Annotated in this window: 13 protein-coding genes; 9 read left to right on the top strand and 4 right to left on the bottom strand. The window is 71.4% G+C overall.

Features of this window, described 5'->3' with window-relative positions; translation table 11 throughout:
• Nucleotides 1-321: 321 nt before the first annotated feature.
• From IF27_RS27980 to IF27_RS28010, 7 genes are all read left to right on the top strand, one after another.
• A complete protein-coding gene (locus IF27_RS27980; protein ID WP_052852653.1) occupies nucleotides 322-4,563 on the top strand; it encodes a LamG domain-containing protein in 4,242 nt (1,413 codons plus the stop codon).
• Nucleotides 4,564-4,684: 121 nt separating this feature from the next.
• Entirely contained in the window at nucleotides 4,685-11,422 is a 6,738-nt protein-coding gene (locus IF27_RS27985) for a polymorphic toxin-type HINT domain-containing protein (protein ID WP_052852654.1), read from the top strand.
• Nucleotides 11,423-11,437: 15 nt separating this feature from the next.
• A complete protein-coding gene (locus IF27_RS27990; protein ID WP_190233128.1) occupies nucleotides 11,438-11,689 on the top strand; it encodes a hypothetical protein in 252 nt (83 codons plus the stop codon).
• A 465-nt stretch (nucleotides 11,690-12,154) separates the two neighbouring features.
• Nucleotides 12,155-13,231 carry a hypothetical protein gene (locus tag IF27_RS27995; protein ID WP_052852656.1) on the top strand — a complete coding sequence of 359 codons (1,077 nt, stop codon included), beginning with the start codon at nucleotides 12,155-12,157 and terminating at the stop codon, nucleotides 13,229-13,231.
• A gap of 31 nt (nucleotides 13,232-13,262) precedes the next feature.
• Nucleotides 13,263-14,450, top strand: coding sequence for a toxic anion resistance protein (locus IF27_RS28000; protein WP_052852657.1), 1,188 nt, complete (start codon nucleotides 13,263-13,265; stop codon nucleotides 14,448-14,450).
• On the top strand, nucleotides 14,447-16,033 hold the full coding sequence (locus tag IF27_RS28005; RefSeq protein WP_052852658.1) for a VWA domain-containing protein: 1,587 nt from the start codon (nucleotides 14,447-14,449) through the stop codon (nucleotides 16,031-16,033). Before IF27_RS28000 ends, IF27_RS28005 begins: the two co-directional genes overlap by 4 nt.
• Nucleotides 16,020-16,691 carry a hypothetical protein gene (locus IF27_RS28010; RefSeq protein ID WP_190233129.1) on the top strand — a complete coding sequence of 224 codons (672 nt, stop codon included), beginning with the start codon at nucleotides 16,020-16,022 and terminating at the stop codon, nucleotides 16,689-16,691. The genes IF27_RS28005 and IF27_RS28010 overlap by 14 nt, the downstream gene beginning before the upstream one ends.
• An 18-nt stretch (nucleotides 16,692-16,709) precedes the next feature.
• On the opposite strand, the gene IF27_RS28015 is transcribed toward IF27_RS28010, so the two are convergent.
• Both IF27_RS28015 and IF27_RS28020 read right to left on the bottom strand, forming a co-directional pair.
• Entirely contained in the window at nucleotides 16,710-18,272 is a 1,563-nt protein-coding gene (locus IF27_RS28015; RefSeq protein WP_052852659.1) for an FAD-dependent monooxygenase, read from the bottom strand.
• 7 nt (nucleotides 18,273-18,279) lie between these two features.
• Nucleotides 18,280-19,758: an MFS transporter gene (locus IF27_RS28020; RefSeq protein ID WP_110946314.1), complete on the bottom strand. Its 1,479-nt coding sequence runs from the start codon at nucleotides 19,756-19,758 to the stop codon at nucleotides 18,280-18,282.
• A gap of 221 nt (nucleotides 19,759-19,979) precedes the next feature.
• Between IF27_RS28020 and IF27_RS28025 the strand changes: the two genes are divergently transcribed.
• Nucleotides 19,980-20,324 carry an ArsR/SmtB family transcription factor gene (locus tag IF27_RS28025; protein WP_052852660.1) on the top strand — a complete coding sequence of 115 codons (345 nt, stop codon included), beginning with the start codon at nucleotides 19,980-19,982 and terminating at the stop codon, nucleotides 20,322-20,324.
• 110 nt (nucleotides 20,325-20,434) lie between these two features.
• Here the strand turns inward: IF27_RS28025 and IF27_RS28030 are convergent, their stop codons facing one another.
• Together IF27_RS28030 and IF27_RS28040 are read right to left on the bottom strand one after the other, a co-directional pair.
• Entirely contained in the window at nucleotides 20,435-21,172 is a 738-nt protein-coding gene (locus IF27_RS28030; protein WP_052852661.1) for a hypothetical protein, read from the bottom strand.
• Nucleotides 21,173-22,019: 847 nt separating this feature from the next.
• Nucleotides 22,020-23,222, bottom strand: a complete 1,203-nt coding sequence (locus IF27_RS28040; RefSeq protein ID WP_052852663.1) for a hypothetical protein — start codon at nucleotides 23,220-23,222, stop codon at nucleotides 22,020-22,022.
• 167 nt (nucleotides 23,223-23,389) lie between these two features.
• Between IF27_RS28040 and amiA the strand changes: the two genes are divergently transcribed.
• A complete protein-coding gene (gene amiA / locus IF27_RS31885; RefSeq protein ID WP_263053857.1) occupies nucleotides 23,390-23,506 on the top strand; it encodes a streptamidine family RiPP in 117 nt (38 codons plus the stop codon).
• The last annotated feature ends 78 nt before the right edge of the window (nucleotides 23,507-23,584 follow it).

Here is a 23,584-nt window from a genome sequence, read left to right on the forward strand (position 1 = left end):
CCACACGGGCCACCCGTTTCCTCATGACAACGCGTCGTTGCGTCACTTTGGACGAGCAGGAGGGATATCTCGCCACTGTCGGCTGTTCTCCCTATGAGGCGTTCGTCTCGTATGGGGGAGACGTGAGGGGAAGCGCGGGTGTCTCTCGGGTGGACGTGCCGGGAACTGTGGTGCCGGAGGGGGATGCCTCATTGCTCCACGTCGTCGCATCGGAGATTCTCTGCGGGCTCGATGTGCGTTTCCTGGGGGGCTGCCGTGAACGGATCGGCGTGAGCAGGGGACTTGTGCCGTCGATCTGGTGTTTCGGTGGGAGGGGTGGGCATGGGGGGCGAACGGCTGCGCCGTGGAGCGGAACGGCTGGCGACGCTTCTGGCGGTCGGCGTGGTGCTGCTGTCCTCGGCACCGGCGGTTGCCGCGGCAGTGCCTGGCGACGCGGTGGGCGACGGTCCGGGCGTAGGGCCCGGGCCGGAGGCCGAAGCCCTTGCCGAGGCCGAGCGGTCCGGGCAACCGGTCGAGATATCGGGGCTGACGTCGGAGACCAGTCGGACGTTCGCGGAACCGGACGGCTCGTTCACCACGGAGGAGCATCTCCGTCCGGTCCGGGTCCGTGACGCGGACGGGGAGTGGGTGGACACGGACGCCACCCTGCGGGTGCTGCCCGGCGGCGGCATCGCTCCGGTGGCATCGGTGCTCGACGTGGCCATCTCCGGGGGCGGCGACCAGCCGATGTTCACCCTGAGCGGTCTGGCCGGCCGGGAACTGACCGTGGACTGGCCCGGTGAGCTGCCCACGCCCGAGGTCTCCGGCACCGTGGCCACCTACCCCGAGGTGCTGCCGGGCGTTGATCTCCAGGTACGCGCCGAGGTGGACAACGTCTCCCATCTCCTGGTGGTGAAGACCCCGGAGGCGGCGGCCGATCCGGCGCTGGACGAACTGGTCCTGCCCGTGGCCACGCAGGGACTCGACCTCAGGACCGACGGGGAAGGCGGCCTCGAAGCCGCCGACGAGGGGGCGGGCGGTGTCGTGTTCTCCGCCGCCCAGCCGATGATGTGGGACTCGTCGGGCGCGCCCGACGCTGCGGCAAGAACCGACGGATCGGCGGCGGACCCGGCCGAGGGACCTTCGGGGAGCGCGTTGCTGGCGCCTGTCACGGCCGAGGTCTCGTCCGAAGGGGAGGAGGTCGTGCTCACGCCGGACCAGGATCTCCTGCAAGGCCCGGGGACGACCTACCCGGTGTACATCGATCCCCAATGGTGGACCGAGCGCGACACGGAGTGGGGGATGGTGTCGCGCCACCACTCGAACAAGGCGTTCTTCAAGTTCTCGGGCGATGAGGGCGTGGGGATGTGTCCCTACGGCTACGACGCGGACTGCAACTACCAGGACGTCAAGCGGTTGTTCTACCAGATGCCCACGGCCCGCTACGCGGGGAAGTCGATCCTGGACGCCGAGTTCGTCATCGAGAACTCCTTCTCCTTCAACTGCAGACCCCAGGAGGTGCAGTTGTGGCGCACGCGTGACGTCAGCGCGGGGACGACCTGGGACAGGCAGACGGAGAGCGGCTACTGGATCGACCGGCTCCAGACGCGGGACGAGGCGCATGGCTGGGACGGCTGCCCGGCCGGTGACATCGAGTTCTGGGCAGGCCGGGCCGTCTCGGACGCCGCCTCCCACGGCTGGCCGACCGTCACGTTCGGGCTGCGGGCCACGGACGAGAACGACCATGCTGCCTGGAAGCGCTTCGACGACACCGCCTTCCTCCGCGTCCATTACAACCGCGCGCCGACGCAACCGCGCGTCTCCGGCCTGACGATGAATCCGGGTGGCGGATGTGTCCCTGGCGCCGACGCGCGCCGGATCAACCGTGTGCCGTCCACCGACGTGGAGGCGCACGATCCCGACGGCGACGACATCGCGGTGCAGTGGCGCGTCGCGGAATGGGACAACACCACCCACGTGCTGTTCACTTCAGGACTGTCCGCGATGAAGGCGTCGGGATCGACGTTCCGGTATCAGCTGCCGAACGACGGTCGGTTCCCGGCGAACGCACTGCTGAGCTGGGGCGTTCGTGTCTGGGACGGCGCGGCATGGAGTCCGTGGAGTTTCGACGGCGCGGCCACGGCCTGCCATTTCATCTGGGACCCCACTCATCCGGACGGGCCGACCATCGGTTCGGTGCAGTACCCGGAATCGGATCCGTCGAATCCGGCCGATCCGTGGATGAACGGCGTGGGACGGTACGGCGCCTTCACGCTCGCTGCCGCCGAGCCGGATGTCGTGCGGTACACCTACGGCGTCAACGGGAACCCCACCACGGCCAACAGCCTCACCACCTCAGGTGGTGCGCCTCGAAGCATCGACTTCATGCCCACCCGGGTGGGAGTCAACTTCATCACCGCCCAGTCGTGGGACGCGGCGGGGAACAACAGTGACATCACCACCTACCGGTTCCGGGTGCGCACGGGCCAGCCGGAACGCGCCGCCTTCGGATTCGACGAAGCGCCGGGATCGGGCGAGACCTTCGGCAGCGCCGGTTCCTACCCGGCGTCACTCGAAGGCGGTCTGCGCGCGGGCGGGGCGGGACGCTCGGGCAACGGCCTGACGCTGGACGGCGTGGACGACCATGCCCGTACTCCCGGTGGCATCGTTGACACGACCCAGGGATTCACCGTGTCCCTGTGGGCGCGGCTGCCGGAGGAGAGCGCGGAACGCGCGACGGTCGCGGTCTCGCAGAGCGGGGCGCATCAGTCCGCCTTCGAGCTGTACCACTCCGCCGCACTCGGCGGCTGGGTGTTCTACCGCGACACCACGGACGGCCCCGTCGGTGGCACCGTCGTCCGCGCTTCCCAGCCCGCCTGCCCGGCAGGCGACGCCACGTGCGTCGAGAGGCGTTCCGGCAGATGGACGCACGTCGTGGGCGTCATGGATCACGGGGCCGACGAGATGCGGCTGTTCATCGACGGTCAGCGGGTGGCCTCGGCCACCTACACCGCGGACTGGGACTCCCGCGCCTCCCTTCTGATCGGCGCCAACGCCAACGACGGGGTCGCGGGCAACTTCTTCGCCGGTGATCTCGATGACCTGCGCGTGTGGGACGTGGCCCTGCGGGACACCCAGGTGGCGGCCCTGCACGCGGACGAGCCGGTGATGCCGGGTCGGCCGATGAAGGCGGCCTGGCCGCTGGACGAGCCCGCGAGCGCGGTTGCCGTCACCGGGACCGGGGAGTCCGTCGCCGCCGACCTCGCAGGAGGCGCGACGCCGGGCACCGCCGGGGTCACCGGTACGTCGCTCCACCTCAACGGCACCGACGCCTACGCCGTCTCCCCCCGCCCGGTCGTGAACACCTACTACAGCTTCTCCACCTCCTTCTGGGCACGATTGCCCGAGAACGCGGACCGGACGATGACCGTTCTCGACCAGGAAGGCACGAACAACGCCGCGTTCGAGGTCTACCACTCCAAGGCGCAGGGCGGCTGGGTCTTCGCCCGCGCCACGGCCGACACCGCCGACGCCGGGGCCGTCCGGATCAATCAGGGCGCATGCAGCGCGACGAGTGGGGCCTGCCCGGGAGCCGGTGAGTGGCAGCACGTGGTCGCCGTCTACGACCATGTGGCGCGATCCATGACCCTGTTCGTCAACGGCCGCCGCGTCAGCAGCGCCGACTATGCCTACAACTGGACTCCCAACGGGCCCCTTTACCTCGGCGCGGCCCGCGGCGTCAGCACCATGGGCACCTTCTTCGAAGGAAGCCTGGACGAGCTCCGCCTGTTCGACCGGGTGATCTCCGAGGAGGAGATCCAGGATCTGTTCCGCCGCAATCCCGTCCTCGAAGGACGCTGGCGCCTGGACGGAGCCTCGGGGACCCCGCCGGTCACTCCAGAAGCGACGGGCGCGGGACCGGGCGCCACCCTCCACGGCAATGCCACGTTCGCCCCGGGTGTCATCGGGGACGGCCAGGCGCTGTCCCTCGACGGGAACGGCGACTACGCCGCCACCGCGGGCGCGCCCTTCGACTCCGCCGAGAGCTGGACGGTCAGCGCGTGGGTGGCCGCACCCGCCCGCCCACAACGGCAGGCGACCGTCCTCTCCCTCGCGGGCAACTCCGACAGCGCCCTGATCCTGCGCTATGTGCCCGACCCGGACGATCCCGCGTACGCGGGCCGCTGGCAGCTGGACGTCGCCACCGCCGACGGCGCCGGCGGGACCCACCAGATCGCCGAACACGACGCCTTCCCCACGGCCACGGGCTGGAATCACGTGGCCGCGGTCTACGACGCCTTCGCCGACCAGATGTCCCTCTACGTCAACGGCGAGCTGCAACAGGTCGTCTGCGAGGACGCGGAGGACCCGGAGTGCACCGACATCCTCTCCTGGCGCGCCTCGACCTGGCCGTTCGAGGCAGGCGGTGGTCTCCAGATCGGCCGCAGCCGGACCGGCGGGGTCTGGGGCGAGTACTGGTCCGGCGTGATCGACGACGTCTGGGCCTTCCGGGGGGTCGTCCCGGAGGACGACATCCGCAGACTCGCCTACCGCGAGCGGAACGAAGACCTCGACACCCCCTGACGACCGGGACCGGCGAACTTCCGCCCCGCGGCCACCACCGGGGCGTACAGAACTCTGTGCCTGTCGCACGTACACGACGCACCGCACCCTCCTCCACCGTCACGAAAGGCGGCCTCGGGCAATGAACACCGGCGCGTACCGGAGAGTCGGCCTGCCGCGGCGGCTGGCCCAGCCACTGCGGTCCCACGTCACCGGAGTGGTCACCACCGCACTGCTCCTGGCGCTGCTGCCCTCCGTCGCGGTGATCGCCGTGGCGGATGACGGCTCGGGGCGACCCGGCCTTCCCGCCTCCGAGACCGTGATCGAGGGCGATCGCGGGGACGTCAGGCCCCGGCCGGTGGACCCCGCACTCGAAGAACGGCTTCCCGCCCCATCGGCCGACTGGCCCGAGGCCGGAACCGCAGAGCTCACGACGCAGGCTGACGGACCTGCCGCACGGAACGCGGGGCAGCCACCCGTCCGTCTGATCTCCCCGCCGGGCGCCGCCCGTTCCATGGCGGACGCCGAGGCCACGACCAGCGCCCGGCTGGAGATCCTCGACCGCCGGGCGGCGGAACGCGTCGGCATCGACGGCCTGCTGTTCTCCCTCAGCGGCACCGCCGCCGCACGCACCCCCTCGACCACGCAGCGCGCAGGCATGGGCGTGGGCGTGGAACTCGACTACTCGTCGTTCGCCCAGGCGTACGGCGGCGGTTACGGCGCACGGCTGGGTCTCGTCAGCCTGCCCGCCTGCGCCCTCACCACGCCCGACACCCCCCGGTGCCGACAGCAGACGCCGCTCGGCTTCCTGAACGACACGGAGGCCCGCACGCTGGTCACCTCGGAGAGCGTCGATCTGTCCGGCGGCCCCACCGTCCTGGCCGCCGTCGCCGAGGACAGCGGTCCCACCGGTGACTACGCCGCCACCGAACTCTCGCCCTCCGGCACCTGGGAGGTCAGCCTCAACTCGGGGGACTTCACCTGGTCCTACGAGCTTCCGGTGCCCGACGTCCCCGGCGGGCTCACTCCCACGGTCGGCCTCGGCTACTCCTCCGGCAGCATCGACGGCCGCACCTCGGCCACCAACAACCAGTCCTCCTGGGTCGGCGACGGCTTCAACCTCTGGCCCGGCTACATCGAACGCTCCTACCACAGCTGCGCCGACGAAGGGCTCAAACGCGGCGGCGTGGACGTGCCCGACCTGTGCTGGGCCTATGACAACGCCACGTTGAGCATGGGCGGCACGGCGGGCGACCTGATCTCCGTCGGCGACAACCTGTGGCGGCTGCGCAACGACGACGGCACGCGCATCGAACGCTTCGCCGACACCGCGCGCTCAAGCGGCGACGCCGACGGCGAGTACTGGAAGGTCACCACGCCCGACGGCACGCAGTACCACTTCGGCTACAACCGTCTTCCGGGGTGGACCAGCGGGCGGCCCGAGACCGAGTCGGTGTGGAACGTTCCCGTCTACGGCAACAACACCGGAGAGCCCTGCCGTGCTGCCACCTTCGTCACCTCCTGGTGCCAGCAGGCGTGGAGATGGAACCTTGACTACGTCGTGGACCCGCGCGGCAATGTCATCACGTACTTCTACGACCAGGAGGACAATTCCTACGGTCGCTACCTCGAAGCCGCCGACGACACCCCCTACGTGCGCGGCGGGGTGCTGAAGAACATCAACTACGGGCTGCGTTCCGACGCGGTGTTCGCCAGGCCGTCGGCCCAGGTCGTCTTCACCACCGGCGAGCGCTGCCTTCCCGCCGAGGGCGTCACCTGTGCGGTCGGCGACATCGGCGACCTGCCCTCCCCGTGGTACGACACGCCCTGGGACCTGAACTGCGCAGCGGGCACGGAGTGCGACGAAGGCAGGCTGTCCCCGACCTTCTGGTCCCGGTACCGCCTGTCGAGCATCACCACCCAGAACCTCAACGAGTCCGGCACCTACACCCCGATCGACACGTGGGACCTCACCTACCGCTGGGGGAGGGCGGACATCGACTGGACGCTGCTGCCGACCTCACTCCGGCGCACCGGACGCGCCGTCACTCCTGCCATCGAACTCCCCGCCACCGAGTTCGTCTACGAGCAGGGCGCGAACCGGCTCGACGAGGCAGGTGACGGCGTCGCCCCGTTCATCAAACACCGGCTGTCCACCGTCACCGACGAGTTCGGCGGCCAGACCGACATCAACTACTCCTCGCCCGCCTGCGACCCGGCGGCGCTGCCCACCCTGCAGAGCAACACCAGCCGCTGCTTCCCGCAGTACTGGACCCCGCCCGGAGCCGAGGACCCGGAACAGGAGTGGTTCAACAAATACGTCGTCACGGAGGTCGTCGCCTCGGACCGGACCGGCGGCGCCCCCGAGATGTACACCCGCTACAGCTACCTGGGTGGCGCGGCGTGGCACTACGACGACGATGACGGGCTGACCGAGCCGGAGCACAAGACGTGGTCACAGTGGCGCGGCTACGGCCAGGTGCGCGTCCGGACCGGCGGCCCGGAGGGCATGACCACCCAGGCGGACCACTACTTCCTGCGGGGCATGGACGGCGACCGTGCCGGGCCGGGCGGCGGTGAGCGCGAGGTCGCCGTCGATGACGGTCAGGGCGGCACGATCACCGACCACGAGGCCCATGCCGGGTATCCCTACCGCACCGTCGCGTACTCGGGGCCGGACGGCGTGGTGCTGGAGAAGACCCTCAGCGTCCCCTGGCGCCACCAGACGGCCACCCGCACCCGCAGTTGGGGAACGGTCACCGCCAACTTCACCGGCACGGCGACCGAGCGCGCCTTCGTCTCCCTCGACGACGGCGCCGGCCAGCGCTGGCGCGAGACCCGCATCGACACGACGTACGACACCGTCGCCGGCCGGGTGACCCGCACCGCCGATCTCGGCGACGTGGCCGAGACCGGAGACGACCGCTGCACCACCACCGCCTACGCCGACAACCCGGCCGCGAACATCCTCGACCTGCCCGCCCGTACCCGTGAGTGGACGGGGGCCTGCACCTCCGAACCGACCACGGCCGAACGTGTCGTCTCCGACATCCGCACCCTCTACGACGACCAGGCGTTCGGTGCCGCCCCCACCCGCGGCGACCCGACGGGCGTCCAGACCATCGACGGCCTCAGCGGCGGTACACCGAGCTACCGCACCGCCGCATCGACGTTCGACGCGTACGGCCGCGTCCTGACGGTCACCGACCATGCAGGTCGGACCACCACCACGGGGTACACACCGACCACCGGGCGGCCCGCCGAGGTCACCGTGACCACACCACCCGCCGTCGTCGGCGACGCGACCACCACCCAGATCACCCGGACGCAGTACGACACGGTCCGCGGGGTCGCCCGGCGCATCATCGACACGCGCGGCCTGGCCACCCACCTCACCTTTGACGCCTTGGGCCGCCTCAGCCGGGTGCGGCTGCCCGGCACCAGCACCGAGGGCACCGCGGACTACGCCTACACCTACCGGGTCGCCGAGAACAAGATCACCGCCATCGGCACGACCACCCTGCTGGGAATCGGCACCAAGACGGACTGGACGCTCTACGACGGCCTGCTGCGCCCGCGCCAGACCCAGAGCGTCGGACCCGACGGCGGCAGGCTGCTGACAGACACCCGCTACGACAACCGCGGCCAGTCAGCTCATACTTACGCCGCCTACTACACCACCGGTGGTCCCCAACCGGAGCTGTTCGACCCTGACCAGCCCGGCAACATCGAGAGCCAGACAGCCTTCGCCTACGACGGACTCGGCAGGGTCACCACCGAACGACAGCTGTCGGGCAACAGCGACGGCACCACGACCGAGTGGGCCCGAGCCGGATACACCTACGGTGGCGACCGCGTCAACCTGGACCCGATGGACGGGGGGATCGCCACCACGACCATCACGGACGTCCACGGCCGGACCACCGAGCTGCGGCAGTACCGCGGTGCGACGCCCACCGGTGAGCACGACGTCACCCGCTACCGCTACAACGCACGGGGCGAGCTGATCCGCGCCGAGGACCCGGCCGGGAACGAGTGGACCTGGGAGTACGACATCCTCGGCCGGCTCAGGACCACGGAGGACCCGGACGCCGGCACCACCGTCCGTACGTACAACGAGCGCGACGAACTTGTCAGCACGACGGACGCGCGCGCCGAGACCGTCCACCACACGTACGACAACATCGGCCGCCGGACGGCGCTGCGCGAGGGGTCCGCGAACGGCCGCCTCATGGCGTCCTGGGTCTGGGACACCGTCGCGGAAGGCCAGCTCACCAGCTCCACCCGCCACACGGCCGACGGTGCCCGGTACACCACCCGCTTCGAGAGCTACGACGACCGCAACCGTCCGATCGGCACCTCCGTCATCGTGCCCTCCGTGCCGGGTGAGGAGGCACTGAGCGGCACCTACACCTCCGGCACCGAGTACAACCGGGACAACACCCCACGTTCCATCGGCTATCCCACGGCAGGTGATCTCCCCGGCACGACCCTCACGCCGCTGTACGACGGAATACGGCGCGTCACCGGCCTGACCGGCAGCAACAACACGTCGTACCTCTCGGACATCCGCTACAGCCTCACCGGCAAACCGTTGCAGCATGCCCTCACGGGGGGCGCGCAGAGCACGTGGGTCACCAACTCCTACGAGTGGGGGACCCAGCGCCTGCACGACACCCGGGTGGACCGCGAGGACGTGTCAGGCGTCGATCGGTCGGTCACCTACGGCTACGACGACATCGGCAACGTACTCTCCATCGCCGACGACTCGGCCACCGGCACCGACAACCAGTGCTTCCGCTACGACTACCTGCGCCGCCTGACGGAGGCGTGGGCCGAGGGCGACACCACCTGCTCGACCGCGCCCAGCGACGCGGCCATGGGCGGAGTCGCGCCCTACTGGCACTCCTTCACCTACGACCTCGTCGGCAACCGCCGTACCGAGACTCTCCACGAACAGCAGACCACCCGCACGTATGCCTATCCGGAGCCTGGCACCGCGCAGCCTCACACGCTCACGTCCGTCACCCAGGAGACGCCGGACGTCACCTCACTCCAGGAGTACGGCTACGACGACTCGGGCAACACCCTCACCCGCCAGGTCGGCGGTGAGACGGAGTCGCTGACGTGGGATGCGGAGGGACATCTCGCCACCGTCGAGGACGCGAACGGCGCCGTCACCGAGTACGTCTACGACGCCGACGGCAACCGTCTCCTCGCCCGCACCCCGACCGAGACCATCGTCTACCTCGGCCACACCGAGCTACGGCTGGCCACGGGTGCGACGGAGGCCCAGGCCACCCGCTACATCGACCTGTACGGCGGCGGCACCGCGGTCCAGGAGAACGACGGAACGCTCTACCTGACGCTCCCCGACCACCACAACACCGGCGAACTCGCCATCGACACCGGCACGCAGCAACTGGCCCAGCGCCGGACGCTCCCCTTCGGCGGCCCCCGCGGTGCCGAGCCCGCGTTCTGGCCCGGCAGCCGCGGTTTCGTGGGCGGAATCGCCGACTCGACCGGTCTCACCCACCTCGGCGCGCGCGAGTACGACCCCGCCCTCGGCCGCTTCATCTCCGTCGATCCCGTACTCGACCTCACCGACCCCCAGCAGATAAACGGCTACGCCTACTCCAACAACAACCCCACCACCTTCACGGACCCCACCGGCCTGAAGCCGTCGCGAGACGACATCGCGCAGAAGAAGAAGCACCAGGCGGCCATGTGGATGAAGTACCTCCAGAGGGCGTGGGCAAGTCGTATCGCGGCGCTGAATGGCGGATATTCCTCGGACGGTGACTCCGAGGAGCGCGTCGGAGAACTGCTCGGTGGCGGAGGCGACGGAAGCCGGGACGACCGAAACCGCGGCCAGGCCCAGGAGAGAGGAAGTGGGGCGCGCGGCTTGTGGGGTTATGTAAGAGGTCGCATCGGGATAAATGAAGAAGCCTTGGAAGACTGCTCTGGCGGTAATCCTGTGGGATGTACTGCCGTTGGGCTGCACTTCGTACCCCATCCTGCGGCTCAGGGCCTCGCTCGTTTGTATGGGTCGCGGACGAAGGATACCGGTATACCGGAACTGATCTGTGGCTTGATCAACAGTTTCGAAGTCGGCACCGAAGTGCTCATGGGGGACGGGACAAGGAAACCGATCGAGGACCTGGCGGTCGGCGACACGGTTGTGGCTACCGACCCTGAGAGCGGCGAGACAAGCCATCGCGCGGTGACGGCGAAAATTGCGCGTACCGGGCAGAAGCACTTCGTCACTCTGGGAGTCGAGGGCCAGGACGGCGCCGTGTACACGGTCACCGCCACGGCAGGCCATCCGTTCTGGCGGGCGGGCGCCGACGAGTGGACGGATGCTGGCGCGTTGGTCGTCGGTGACCGGGTCCGCACGGATACAGGCGAGACGGTGGAGATCGTCTCCAGCGCCCCTTTCTCGCAGTTCGCCACGGCCTACAATCTGACCGTCGAGGGCATCCACACGTACTATGTGCTGGCGGGCGAGACGCCAGTCCTCGTTCACAATATCAACTGCCCGATCGACGTTGATCTGGCACTGCAGTCGGGGGCGCGGATCGATCCGTCGGATAAGCGTGGCGAATACACCGTGGCCGGGCGGTCACTCCAGAAACATGCAGGGCGCAACGGGAACCCGAATGGATGGCCGATACCATCTGGGAGGCAGAATCCCGCCGCATGGAACACGACTGGCCAAGAAATGCTAGATGAGATCCTCAATCATCCGAACGTGACCGAAACGCGTGGGCGAGGCCGCATCGGAGGGCAGTGGCAAGACGTCATCGACATACGTCTGCCGAACGGCGGCCTGGGTGCGCGTTTCACGCCAGAAGGAAGCTTCTCCGGATTCCTGGACTGACGGAAAGTGATCAAGATGCGCATAGTCAAATTCGGTGAGTCTGAGATCGAAGTGATCGACTTCGAAGATGCTGTCGCAGGGGAACGGGTGATCGAGTTCCGCAATCACGGCGACGCGGAGAGGGCTTCCTTCGCCGCGATCGTCGTCCCGGATGACAAGGGCTGGTCGTCAGCGGTATTGGCCATCGATCCGCGGGCGGGTGATGTCTCTGCTCCGCTGATGGTGTACCTCATCGAAGTTGCTCGCAGCCTGATCGAAGCGAGATGACTCTAGAAGCGCGGGACCTGGTCAGGTATTCCCTGGCGGGGGCTTCCGCCCAGGGTGATGGCAGTGGCTGACGGCAAGCGGACGAATGATGCTACCGCTCTCCTTATGATCGCGCTTGGGCAAGTGCCGGAGAAGCGTCGAATCTGGAGCTTGTTCTCACGCCGGGGACGGGGCTTGATGCATTGCACTCGTTCTCGCCTTGGCGGAAGTGGAGGCTATGAGGGAGGTTCGTCGCCGTTCTCCGGATCGGCGACGGACCCTGTGGTGTCGCGGACAGCCAGTCGAGGAGGTCTAGGCACCAGCACGGTGGGGCGGTGAACCCTGCTGCGAACGAGAGGGCCGCGATGGCTTGGCGGGCCTCAACGCGACCTAGAGGTTGGCCCAATGTGATCCGCGACCGGTGCTTCACGTGTCGGCCACCTTCCTGACCCCCGCAGGTGGCTTCCGCTGAGGAAGCTTCACCTCGTGAGGCGTGCATGGGGGATCGTGCTGGCGGTACTGCTGTTGGTCGGCGTCGGCGCGGCGATCGTCGTCGGGCGCGACACCGGGGACGGCGGCGGCGGAACGGTCGCGATCAGGGGTGTGATCGGCTCCGAGAAGGCGGAGTTCTTCGCCGACCCCGACGTGGTGGCCGCCCTCGCCGACCAAGGGCTCACCGTGCAGGCCCAGTCCGTCGGCTCCTGGGCCATGGACGACGTGGACCTGGCGGGCTACGACTTCGCCTTCCCCTCCAGCCAGGGCCCCGCCGACGCACTGCGCGGCGCGACCGGCGACCCGGGCACCTCGCTGCGGCCGTTCTACTCGCCGCTGGTGGTGCTCGCCCACCGTCAGGCAGCCGACGTACTGGCCGCGGGCGGCCTGGCCACGCTGGAGGGCGACAACGTCGGACGGCTGTCCATGGCCGCCTACCTGGCCGCCGTCGAACAGGGCCGCACCTGGCAGGAGTTGGAAGGCGCCGAGGCGCGCGACGGCCTCAGCGGCGCGCTCTACATCTCCAGCACCGACCCCCTCACCTCCAACTCCGGCGCGCTCTACCTGGCCGCCGCCTCCTTCGTCGCGAACGAAGGACAGGTCGTCGCCGACGCAGCCGCCGTCGAACGCACCGCGCCGCTGCTCCGCACCCTCGTGCAGGTCCAGGGCTCCCAACAGTCCAGCTCGGAGGGCCCGTTCCGCGACTTCGTCAGCGGCGTCGGCAACCCGCTCGTCCTCGCCTACGAGTCGCAGGTCGCCGCGCTGCTGATCGGCGGCGCCGACCCCGGCGACATGGTGGTGCTCTACCCGGACACGACGGCGACCAGCGACCACACCCTCGTGCCCCTCACCGACGACGGCCGACGCCTGGGCGAGGCCCTGGCCACCGACCCCGAGCTGCGCCGCCTCGCCGTCCGGCACGGCTTCCGGCCGCAGGGCGCCACCGCCGAGTTCACCGAGGCCGCCGCCGCACACCCCGCCTACCTCATGGACGGACTCGACGGGATACGGCAGGCACCCGCGCCCACCGCCGACGTGCTCCGCACCATGGCCGAACGCGCCAAGGGCTGAGCGCCGCGCGGAACTTCACCCAGGGGGAACCATGACAGACACCGACAACCCACTGATCCTCACCCCACCCGAGCCCGTCGCCCCGGTCAAGGCGGAACAGGCGTCAGGACTCGTGCCGCTCGACCCGCAGACACGCGACGAACTGGGCCGCCGCGCCGCCACCTACATCGACTCGCTGTCGGCGCTGGACGCGCGTTCACCCGAGTTCTCCACCCGCGTCGGCGAGGTCACCTCGCTCGGCTCGGCCGAGATGCGCGCCGCGACCCAGCAGTCCAACCGGATGCTCGACCGCAGCGTCCGCTCGCTCTCCCGCGCCGCGGGCGGCGACGCGGCCGACGCCCAGACGCGGGTCTCCTCCTCCCTGACGGACCTGCGCCGCACCGTCGAGGACCTCGACCCGCGCGAGACTTCCTCCGGCGGCGTACGGCGCCTGCTGTCCCGGCTGCCGGGCGGCAACAGGTTCCGCGACCACCTCGCCCGCTACGCCACCGCCCAGGGCACGCTCCAGAAGATCGTCGGCACCCTGCGCGCGGGCCAGGACGAGCTGCGCCGCGACAGCGCCACCCTGCACACCGAGCGCGCCCGACTGTGGGACACCATGGGCAAGCTCCAGGAGTACGTCGTCCTCACCGAGGCGCTGGACGACGAACTGCAACGCCGCGTCGAGCAGATGGAGGCGACCGACCCCGAGCAGGCCACCGCGCTGCGCGCCGACGTCCTCTTCCCCGTCCGCCAGAAGCGCCAGGACCTGCTGACCCAGCTCGCGGTCTGCGCCCAGGGCTATCTCGCCATGGACGTGGTGCGCCGCAACAACGAGGAGCTGATCAAGGGCGTCGATCGCGCCGCCACCACCACCGTCACCGCGCTGCGCATCGGCATCATGCTCTCCGCCGCGCTGGAGAACCAGCGCAAGGTGGGCGAGCAGGTGAACGCCCTGCGCGGCACCACCGAGGAACTCGTCCGCGGCAACGCCGAGATGCTCGCCACCCAGAGCGGCGAGATCCAGGCGATGGCCGCCGACCCGGCCGTCGGCGCCGAGACGCTGCGCGCCGCGTTCCAGCAGATCTACCGGACCCTGGACACCATCGACACGTACAAGGCGCAGGCCACCGAGGCCATGGCGGCCACCGCCCGCACCCTGTCCGACGAACTGGGCAACGCCGCTGGTCACCTGGAGCGCTCCCGCGCCGCCGACCGGCGCGAGAACGGACTCGCATGAGAACGGGCGCACGGCTCGCCGCCCTGCTCGGCGCCCTCGCTCTGGCCGCCGCCTGCACCGGTGCCCAGGACGACGGGGGTGACGGCGGCGGTGTCGCAGCCGCAGGGACCGTCAGAATCCTGGCGGGCAGCGAACTCGCCGACATGGCACCCCTGCTGGAGCGGGCCGCCGAGGAGACCGGCGTCACGGCCGAGGTCACCAGCGTCGGCACCCTCGACGCCACCAGGACGGTCCTCTCGGGCGAGGCCGACGGCGCGTACGACGCCGTGTGGCTGGCCACCAACGACTACCTCAGGCTGCACCCGGACGCCGAGCGGCGCATCCTCACCGAGACCTCGATCATGACCTCGCCCGTCGCCCTCGGCCTGCGCCCCGACGCCCTGGACCGGCTCGGCTGGCGGCCCGACGAGGTCACCTGGGCCCAGGTCCACGAGGCCGCGACCGCGGGCGACCTGACGTTCGGCATGACGGACCCGACGCGCTCCAACTCCGGCTACAGCGCGCTCATATCGGTGACCTCGGCCCTCTCCGGCGCACAGTCGGCGCTCACCGCCGAGGACGTCGCGGGCAGCGCCACGCGGCTGAGGGAGCTGTTCGCGGGACAACGGCTGACCTCGGGGTCCTCCGGCTGGCTCGCCGACGCGTTCCGGCAGCGCGGCGACGTGGACGCGCTGATCAACTACGAGTCCGTGCTGCTCGGCCTCGACCGTGACGGCGCCGCTGACCTGGAGGTGATCCGCCCGCTGGACGGCGTCGTCACCGCCCGCTACCCGCTCACCACCCTCGCCTCCGCCTCCCCCGAGGCGGGCGAGGCGCTGCGCCTCCTCGGCGCGTACCTGCGTGGCGACGAGGCCCAACGCGCCCTCACGCAGGAGACGTTGCGCCGCCCGGTCGCCGCCGGGGTCACGGCCGCCGAGGCGATCCCCGAGGGACAGCGCCGCGAACTGCCCTACCCCGGCTCGCTCGACGTCGCCGACGCCCTCCTCGACGCCTACGACGGCGAACTGCGCCGCCCCTCCCGCACGCTCTACGTCCTCGACACCTCGGGGTCGATGGAGGGCGAACGACTCGCCGCGCTCCAGGCGGCGTTGATCCGCCTCACCGGCGCGGACAACCCGGCGGGGCAGCGCTTCAGGGACCGCGAGGAGGTGACACTGATGCCGTTCGACGACACGGTGGTCTCCACCGACACCTGGACGATCGACGCGGAGCGCCGCGAGGACGCCTTGGCCGCGATCCGCTCAGGGGTGGACTCCCTGACCGCCGAGGGCGGAACCGCCGTCTACGCCAGCCTGATCGAGGCGTACGAGCTGCTGGCCGCGGAGGGGGCGCAGGACGCGTTCACCTCGATCGTGCTGATGACGGACGGCGAGAACCGCGACGAGGTCGGCGCGGCCGACTTCGAGGACTTCCACCGGGCCCTCCCCGAGGAGCAGCGCCACGTCCCGGTGTTCACCGTGCTGTTCGGCGACTCCGACCGGGACGAGCTGCGACTGATCGCTGACGAGACCGGAGGCGAGCTGTTCGACGCGGTCGGCGGCTCGCTCGACGACGCCTTCCAGGAGATCCGTGGCTACCAGTAGAGGCCCGGCGGCCCGGGTGTTGGCCTACCTGGAGTCGCGGAAGAACCTGACCGGCTGCGCCTGCGGGCTGGCCGGTCTGGCGACGGTGTTCACCGGGCTGGCCGGTGCCTACTGGCCGGTCGTGGTCGCGGGCCTGTACGGGGCGGGCGCGCTGATCGCCCCGCCCGAACGGCCCGCGCCCCCGCCGTTCGCAGGTCCGGTCGGCCCCGGCGCCGAACTCGACGCCATCCGGCAGGACTTCGCCACCCTGCGGGACTATGTCGCCTCCCTGGACCTGCCCGCAGAGGCCGAAGCCCCCGCCGCCGAACTCGACGGCCTGCTCGCCGCGCTCCTCGAACCCGGCTGGGCCGAGGAGGAGATCACCGCCGATCCCGAGGCGTTGCACATCCTCGGCCGAGCCGTGCGCACGGACATCCCCGAGGCGTTCGACGCCTACCACGGCACCCGCTGGTGGGCCAGGCTCCAGCCGGGCGGCGCGTCCCCCGATCGCCACCTCAGACGCCAACTGGAGCTGCTGGCCGAGGAACTGGGCACGGTCGCCGCCGCCGTCCGCGACTCGCTCGAACGCCGTCAGCGGACCCACACGCGCTACCTGGAGTCCAGGACCGGCGACCAGCAGCCACCCGACCGGCCCGGCGGCGCGCACCCTCCCGGCTGACCGGGGCAACCCCCCGCCCTAGTCCACGCCCGGCCCGGCGGGCGCGCGCCGCCCGAGGAGCCCGTCGAGGGCCGTCTCCAGCGCGGCGAGCCCGGCCCGCGTCCCGCCCCCGTCGTCCGCCCAGGCCAGGTATCCGTCGGGACGCACCAGCAGCACGCCTGCGGGGAGTTGGGCCACACAGGCCGCCGTGACGACGTCCACGACCTGCTCCCAGGGAGCGATCGCCCTGCGCCCCTCGTCCTCGGCGCCGCCGTCGCCCAGGACGAGCAGCAGGAGACGGCCGGGCCGCAGCAGCCGGGCCACGCTGGTCGCCCGCCCCTCCACGACGAGCGGCAGGTTGGGCAGGAAGAGCCCCGTCAGGGGTGACTGCGCCGGATGGCCCGGCAGGCGGACGTCCTGGTCGCTGATCATGTCGCCGAGGCGACGGCTCACGTCCGGCAACCGCAGCAGCTGGGCGAACAGGGCGCGCAGCGGGTCGTGCGCCGTGCCGGGAGTCATCAATGCGAGCTGCGCCCGGGTGTTCTCGATCGTGCGGGCGGCCGGGGGGCGGCGTTCCGCGGTGTAGCTGTCGAGCAGCCACGGGCTGGGCCAGCCACGCAGGTGAAGGGCCAGCTTCCAGGCGAGGTTCACGGCGTCCTGGATGCCGAGGTTCAGGCCCTGGCCGCCCACGGGGAAGTGGACGTGGGCGGCGTCGCCCGCCAGCAGGACCCGGCCCTCGCGGTACGTGTCGGCGAGCCGGGCGAAGTCGCTGAAGCGGTCGAGGAAACGGGCGTTGCGCAGGGGGATGTCACGGCCCGCGATGCGCGAGACGGTCGCCTGGAGTTCTTCGAGGGTGAGCGGCGTCCGCCGGTCGGGATGCGGGCCCGTGAAGTCGAAGGCGGCGACGCGGCTGGGCCCGTGGGCGCCGGGGCTGATGACCGTCCAGCCGCGTTCGGTGACGTTCCAGCCGGGTGGCGCCTGCCAGGGGGCGTCGAGGTCCACCAGGCCGAGGACGGCGCGCGTCCGCGGCGCGTGCTCCTCGCCGGTGATGCCGACCGCCTCCCGCACCAGGCTGCGGGCGCCGTCGGCGCCGACGACCCACCGGGCGACGACGGTACGGGGCGAGGCGCCGCCCGCGCACGCCTCCACGGTCAGTCGTACGTCCGCCTCCGCCCCCTCGCCGGTCCGCAGCGCGGTGACGCGGTGCCCGCGCAGGACGGTGGCGCCCCGTCGGCGGGCGGTGTGCTCGAAGAGCCGTTCCAGCGCGCCCTGGGCGCGTCCGACGATCGGCTCGCCCTCCACCGCCGGTCCCGTGATGGTGAGGCCGGGCAGACCGGCGAAGTGGAACGCCTGCGCGCGCTCCGCCTCCAGCAGCTCAGCGGTCGGCTCGGGGCCGGTGAGGTAGCCGCGCCGCAGCAGCGACTGGGCGGTGCGGGCGTGCAACGTACCGGCCTTGGGCACGTCGAGCGTCCGCTCGTTCTGCTCGATCACGGTGACGGCGACGCCGTAGTGGGCCAGCTCCGCGGCGAGGAGCATGCCCACCGGGCCACCGCCGACGACGGCGACCTCGGTGGTGTGCGGGGAGCGGGGCGAGGACGTCATCGGGCGCTCACCTCGCCTCGCGCGCCGCGCCGCCGCCGCGCGCGAGGCCGACGATGAGCAGGCCGAGCAGCAGGCACACCCCGGCCATGGCCCACAGCAGCGCGTGGAACGCGCTGTCGTACGAGGCGGCGTCCGCCCCGTCCGACGCCACGAGGGACGCCAGCACGGAACCGAACACCGCCACGGCGATCGCCTCGCTCCCCAGCCGCAGCGTGTTCAAGAAACCGGCCGCCATCCCGGCCTTGGCCGGTTCGACCATGGCCAGCGCGCGGCCGTCCACCAGCCCGGCGGAGAGCCCCATCCCGGCGCCCGTGACGAGCATCGCGGGGGCCAGCACGGCGAGCGAGGTGTCAGGGCCGAGCAGCAGCAAGGACAGGTCGCCGACCACGAGGCACAGCAACGAGGCGAGGACGACCGCCAGCGCCGACGTCCCGCGCTCCACCAGCTTGGCGCCCGCCATCGGCAGGGCCAGCACGGGGAGGGTGAGCAGCAGCATCGTCGTTCCGGCGGCCGAGGCGCTGTACCCGGCGACGGTGGACAGGTAGGACGGCAGGTACGTGAGCTGGGTGACGAAGCCGAAGGACGCGGCGACCGGCACCAGGGTGTACGCCAGGAAACGGCGGTCGCGTACGACGGACAGGTCGAGGAGCGGCGCCTCGGTGCGCCCGGCCAGCGCCCGGAAGGCAGCGAACAGCACCAGGGCCGCGAGCAGCAGGCCCAGCGTGGCGGGCGAGGCCCAGCCCCAGGCCGAGCCCTGGACGATGGCGTAGGTCAGCGCGGCCATGGCGAGGACGAAGACGGCCGCGCCCCGTACGTCGAGGCGGCCCGACCGGTGCACCGGCTCCCGTACGCCGCGCGCGATCACCGGGACGCAGGCGAGGACGGCGGCCAGCACGACGGCCTGGAGCCCGAAGATCCAGCGCCAGCCGAGCGTGTCCACGGCCGGGCCCGAGACGGTCGGCCCGAGGGCCACGCCGACCCCGGCGACCGTGCCGAACAGGGCGAAGGCCTTCGCCCTGGCCGGGCCGTCGAAGGCGGAGGACAGGATCGCGCTGCCGCAGGCGAAGATCGCGGCGCCGCCGAGCCCCGCGAGGGCGCGCGCCCCGTCGAGGACGTACACGTTCGGGGCGACGGCGCAGGCCACGGACGCGAGGGCGAAGACCGCGGCGCCCAGCGCGAAGGCCCGGATGCGGCCGACGAGGTCGGCGAGGCTGCCCCACACGAGGGTGAAGCAGGCGAAGGAGAGGTTGAAGGCGTTGACGACCCACTGGAGGGCGGCCGAGCCGGGGTCGGCGCCGGTGCTGACGCCGATGTCCGGCAGCGCGACGGCGGTTCCCGAGATCGAGGTGGGGACGACGAAGACGGCCAGCAGGACGGCGACCAGGGTCAGTTTCCGCGTCCCGGGGACGGCGGGGGCGGGGGCGGGGGCGGACCGCTCGGGCGGTGCCCCGGCGGGGCGCGTGGGGTCGGCGAGGGGTGGGGTCACGGGGAACTCCGGGGTGAGGACGTGGGGGCGCGGGCGCCCCGTCGGCGGCGCCGGGGGAGTGGGCACGGGCGGGAGACGCCGTACGCGAGGTCGGACCGCCGCCGTAGGTTTCATTTCGGTCGAACCTCACCCTGGCATGCCCCCGAGGTCCGACGCAAGTAGTACCTTGGAGCCGACCGCCCCCAACGACCTCACCCGCAGCCGTGCCGAGGAGACGCGCCATGCCCGACACAGAAGGCCATCCGAGCGTCGGCGAGATCGACTTCCAGTCGGTCCTCAAGGCCCTGTCCGATCCGCTGCGCTACCACGTGATCGCGACCCTGGCCCGCGAGCCGGACGGCACCGAGCGGACCTGCACCTCGTTCGGCCTGCCCGTCACCAAGTCCACGCGCACGCACCACTTCCGCGTCCTGCGCGAGGCCGGTCTCGTGCGGCAGGTGGACCGGGGCAACAGCCGTGGCGCGCGCCTGCGCCGCGAGGACATCGACCGCCGCTTCCCCGGGCTGCTCGCGCTGATCGCGGACAACGAACAGCCGCCGGGGACGGCCGGGCTCCCCGCCGCCTGAGCCGCGCGCCGCCCGCTCTGCCGCCCGCCGGGATCGGGCGGCAGGCGCGGGCCCCCGCCGCGTGGGCAGGGGCCCGGCTCACCGTCCGCCGGTCGCCCGACGGCCGGGCGTCACCTCAGATGCCGGGCGAAGAACCGTGCCCCGGTGTCGAGTTCGAACTGCGGCACGCCCGTGTGCCCGCCGAGATTGGCGTGCAGGGTCTTCTCCTGGGAACCGAAGGCGTCGAACAGGTCGAGGGCCGCCTGCCGGTCGTTCCCCTCGTCGTCCCACTGCAACAGGACGTGCAGCGGGATGGTCACCTGCCGTGCCTCCTCGAACATGGCGGCGGGCACGAGGCTTCCGGCGAAGAGCCCGGCGGCCACGATGCGCGGCTCGACCACCGCGAGGCGGACGCCGACGGAGATCACGCCCCCCTCGTACCCGACCGGGCCGCCGATCCCCGGCAGCGCGAGGAGGGCGTCCAGGGCGGCCCGCCATTCAGGCACCGCCCGCTCGACCAGCGGGAGGACGAGGGCGTCCACGATCCCGCCGTCGATCGGCTCCCCGGCCTCCAGCGCCCGGCGCAGGTCGGCGCGGGCCTGCTCGGCGGCGGGCCAGCGGGGCCGCTCGCCGCTCCCCGGCAGCTCGACGGTGGCCGACGCGAAGCCGTACTCCGTCGCGTAGTGCCGGGCCCGCGCCGCCAGCCGGGGGTACATCCTGCGCAGTCCGAGCGGGGGATGGCCGATCAGGATCAGCGGCGCGGGGGCGGACACGGAGGCGGGCATCCACAGGATGCCGGGGATCTCGCCGAGGGTGAATGCGCGTTCGAGGACGCCGTCGTCGAGGCGCCGCTCGGAGGTGACATGCATGGTCGTGCCTTTCAGGAGCGCGTGAAGCGGCGCTCCCGGACGACCTACCGCCCGACCGTGACCCCGCAGGGGAGCACCCATGTCGATACTGCGTTCACGGGTACCACCTCCTCGGTCTCTCGCACGGCCTCCGGGACCGTAGCAGCGGTCGCGGCAGTCCGCCAAACGGGTTGTCGCCCCGCCATGCAGGACCCGCCCCCGACGCCCGTCGTTCGACTCAGCCGTGGCGAAGCAGGGGTGTACTTTCGTGCCGATCCGCTTGTCGATGCATGGCGCCGGATCACTTCGTATCGGAGGGGGAATGTCGTTGACAATCCATGCGAACGAGACGCCTGGTGGCCCCACCGCGCGTTCAGGTCCGAGCGTGTCTTCAGGGTCTGGCGATACGGGATCGGTCATTCCCAGCTCCTGCTGAGGTCCGTTCCCGACGAGGCGAACAGCACCTGCCTGGATCTGCTCTTCGAGGGGGTGAGCGCCATGAAGACGGCCACGCGGTACGAGTCGATGGAACTCGCCGTCGCCGACGCGGACGAGACGCGTGAGATTCTCGAACTCTCCGGCCATGGGGGCAGGTCGAGTCGGCGTGGCCTCGCTCTCGCTCTCCGGTCCGGGAAAGTCACCGGGCTCGTGCTGTGCCAGCGGGCAAGCGCTCTGCTCGGAGGGGCTGACCCGCTCGCGGCTCCGGGCGCCTCTGCTCCGCAAAGCACTGTGTGGAGTAGCGGGTGAACGACCTCGCAAGGCCACTTTCGGGAGATCCGCTTTCTGGTTCCGGCAGCTGTTCGGACGGATACCCGTAAGGGAAAGGATGCCCCGTCCGATTCCTTTCCGGCGGGTGAGGCCGAGGCGTTCAGCGGCCGACGGGGTCGGCCTCGGCTCCGTCCGTCGGTGTGCGCAGTGTCGCGTGGCCGCCGTGGTGCAGGGGCGTGCCGAGGTCGAGGCGCGCCGCCTCGCGGCCCGTTCGGGCGTCGATGAGGTGCACCTCGCCGTGCCCGCCCCGGGTGACGGCGATCCAGTCGGTGCCGGGCGAGGCCGCCACCGCGCGGCGCTGGACGCCCTCCCAGGGGGTGCCGCCGCGTCGCGGGGCGCCGTCCATGGCGGGGAGGGGGACGCGGCGGGCGGTGCCGTCGCCCGTCTCCAGCAGGATCAGTTCGTCGCCGTCCGGGTGCACGCGGGTGAAGGCGGCGTGGTCCTTGGCGAGCGCCAGCCGGAAGACGAGCCCGGGGCCGAGGTCGGCCAGGGACGTACGGCCCGTCCCCAGGTCGTGACGCCAGGCGTGGTTCGTCCACTCGGGCCACCGCAACGGGTCGGCGGGGCCGCCGCGCAGCGTGGACCACAGGGCCGTCCGCCGGGTGTCGAGGCGGAGGTACCAGCCCCGGCCCGGCGCGTCCCACGGGATCGGCGGCCTGGCGGTGAGCGCGTCGCCGTCGCGGCGCGCCCGGTGCACGCCCTCGCCCACCGCCGCGAACACCTCGGCCCGGTGCGGGACTTGCGCGTCGCCGTGCCCGCCGTCAGGCAGCGGCAGGTGCGCGTGGGCCGGGGCGGGCGGGCAGCCGGGCGGCGCGCCGAGCAGGTCGGCGAACCGGTGGACGGCGAACGCCCCCGGCTCCCTGTGCCGCAGCACGACCAGGGGTTCCCCGCCGCCGCCCAGCACGGTCACCCCCGGCTCGTCGGCGCGCACGCGCACCCGGGCCACGTCGCCCGTGACGAGGTCGGCGACCGTGAGCAGGTCCGACCAGGGCGTCGCGTTCCTGCCGAGGCCCGTCGTGACGGCGGCCCACCGGCCTGACGGATCGACGGCGAGGTGTTCCGCCGGTACGGCCACAGGCAGCGCGGCCTCCACCAGCTCGGGGCCGAACGGGTCGAGGACCAGCAGCTCCCCCCTCCGGTCATCGACGCACGCGGTCCTTCCGCCCGGCAGCGCCAGGAACCCGGCGTGCTCCGAGAGGTGGCGGCCGGTGAGGCGGCCCGTCTCGACGCCGTCCGGCACGGTCAGCACGTGGACGGAGCCCGCCATGTGGTCGGAGACGAGCAGCAGCGGATCGGCGGTCATGGGTGTCCCTTTCCTGGCGGTCGGTGGGGGTTCGAGGCGTCGCTCCGGGCGTCGCGGTGTTACCTGGATCACTCTCCTCGGACTGGTGAATGATAATCATATTCATTACTGTTCTGGGTGCGGCGCCCGGCCGGGCACCGCATCTCCCTTGCGGAAAAGGAGAGTTCATGGACAACGAGCAGGTCTTCGAGCCGATCGCCGATCCGGGTCAGCTGGCCCACGACTCGGCCTCCCACTCCAACGCCCTCGTCGAGAACCCCTTCGACGACGCCGACGAGGAGTGACCAGGACCCACACGTCCTGACCGTGGGCCCGCCGTCCCTCGTGGGCGGCGGGCCCACCCCCGCCTCCCCCCCGGCCCC

The organism is Streptomyces avicenniae (assembly GCF_000719135.1).
Lineage (GTDB): Bacteria > Actinomycetota > Actinomycetes > Streptomycetales > Streptomycetaceae > Streptomyces > Streptomyces avicenniae.

Coding starts and splice junctions, on each gene's coding strand:
- IF27_RS27980 (WP_052852653.1), top strand. CDS start 322: ATGGGGGGCGAACGGCTGCGCCGTGGAGCGGAACGGCTGGCGACGCTT.
- IF27_RS27985 (WP_052852654.1), top strand. CDS start 4,685: ATGAACACCGGCGCGTACCGGAGAGTCGGCCTGCCGCGGCGGCTGGCC.
- IF27_RS27990 (WP_190233128.1), top strand. CDS start 11,438: ATGCGCATAGTCAAATTCGGTGAGTCTGAGATCGAAGTGATCGACTTC.
- IF27_RS28000 (WP_052852657.1), top strand. CDS start 13,263: ATGACAGACACCGACAACCCACTGATCCTCACCCCACCCGAGCCCGTC.
- IF27_RS28005 (WP_052852658.1), top strand. CDS start 14,447: ATGAGAACGGGCGCACGGCTCGCCGCCCTGCTCGGCGCCCTCGCTCTG.
- IF27_RS28015 (WP_052852659.1), bottom strand. CDS start 18,272: ATGACGTCCTCGCCCCGCTCCCCGCACACCACCGAGGTCGCCGTCGTC.
- IF27_RS28025 (WP_052852660.1), top strand. CDS start 19,980: ATGCCCGACACAGAAGGCCATCCGAGCGTCGGCGAGATCGACTTCCAG.
- IF27_RS28030 (WP_052852661.1), bottom strand. CDS start 21,172: ATGCATGTCACCTCCGAGCGGCGCCTCGACGACGGCGTCCTCGAACGC.
- IF27_RS28040 (WP_052852663.1), bottom strand. CDS start 23,222: ATGACCGCCGATCCGCTGCTGCTCGTCTCCGACCACATGGCGGGCTCC.
- amiA (WP_263053857.1), top strand. CDS start 23,390: ATGGACAACGAGCAGGTCTTCGAGCCGATCGCCGATCCGGGTCAGCTG.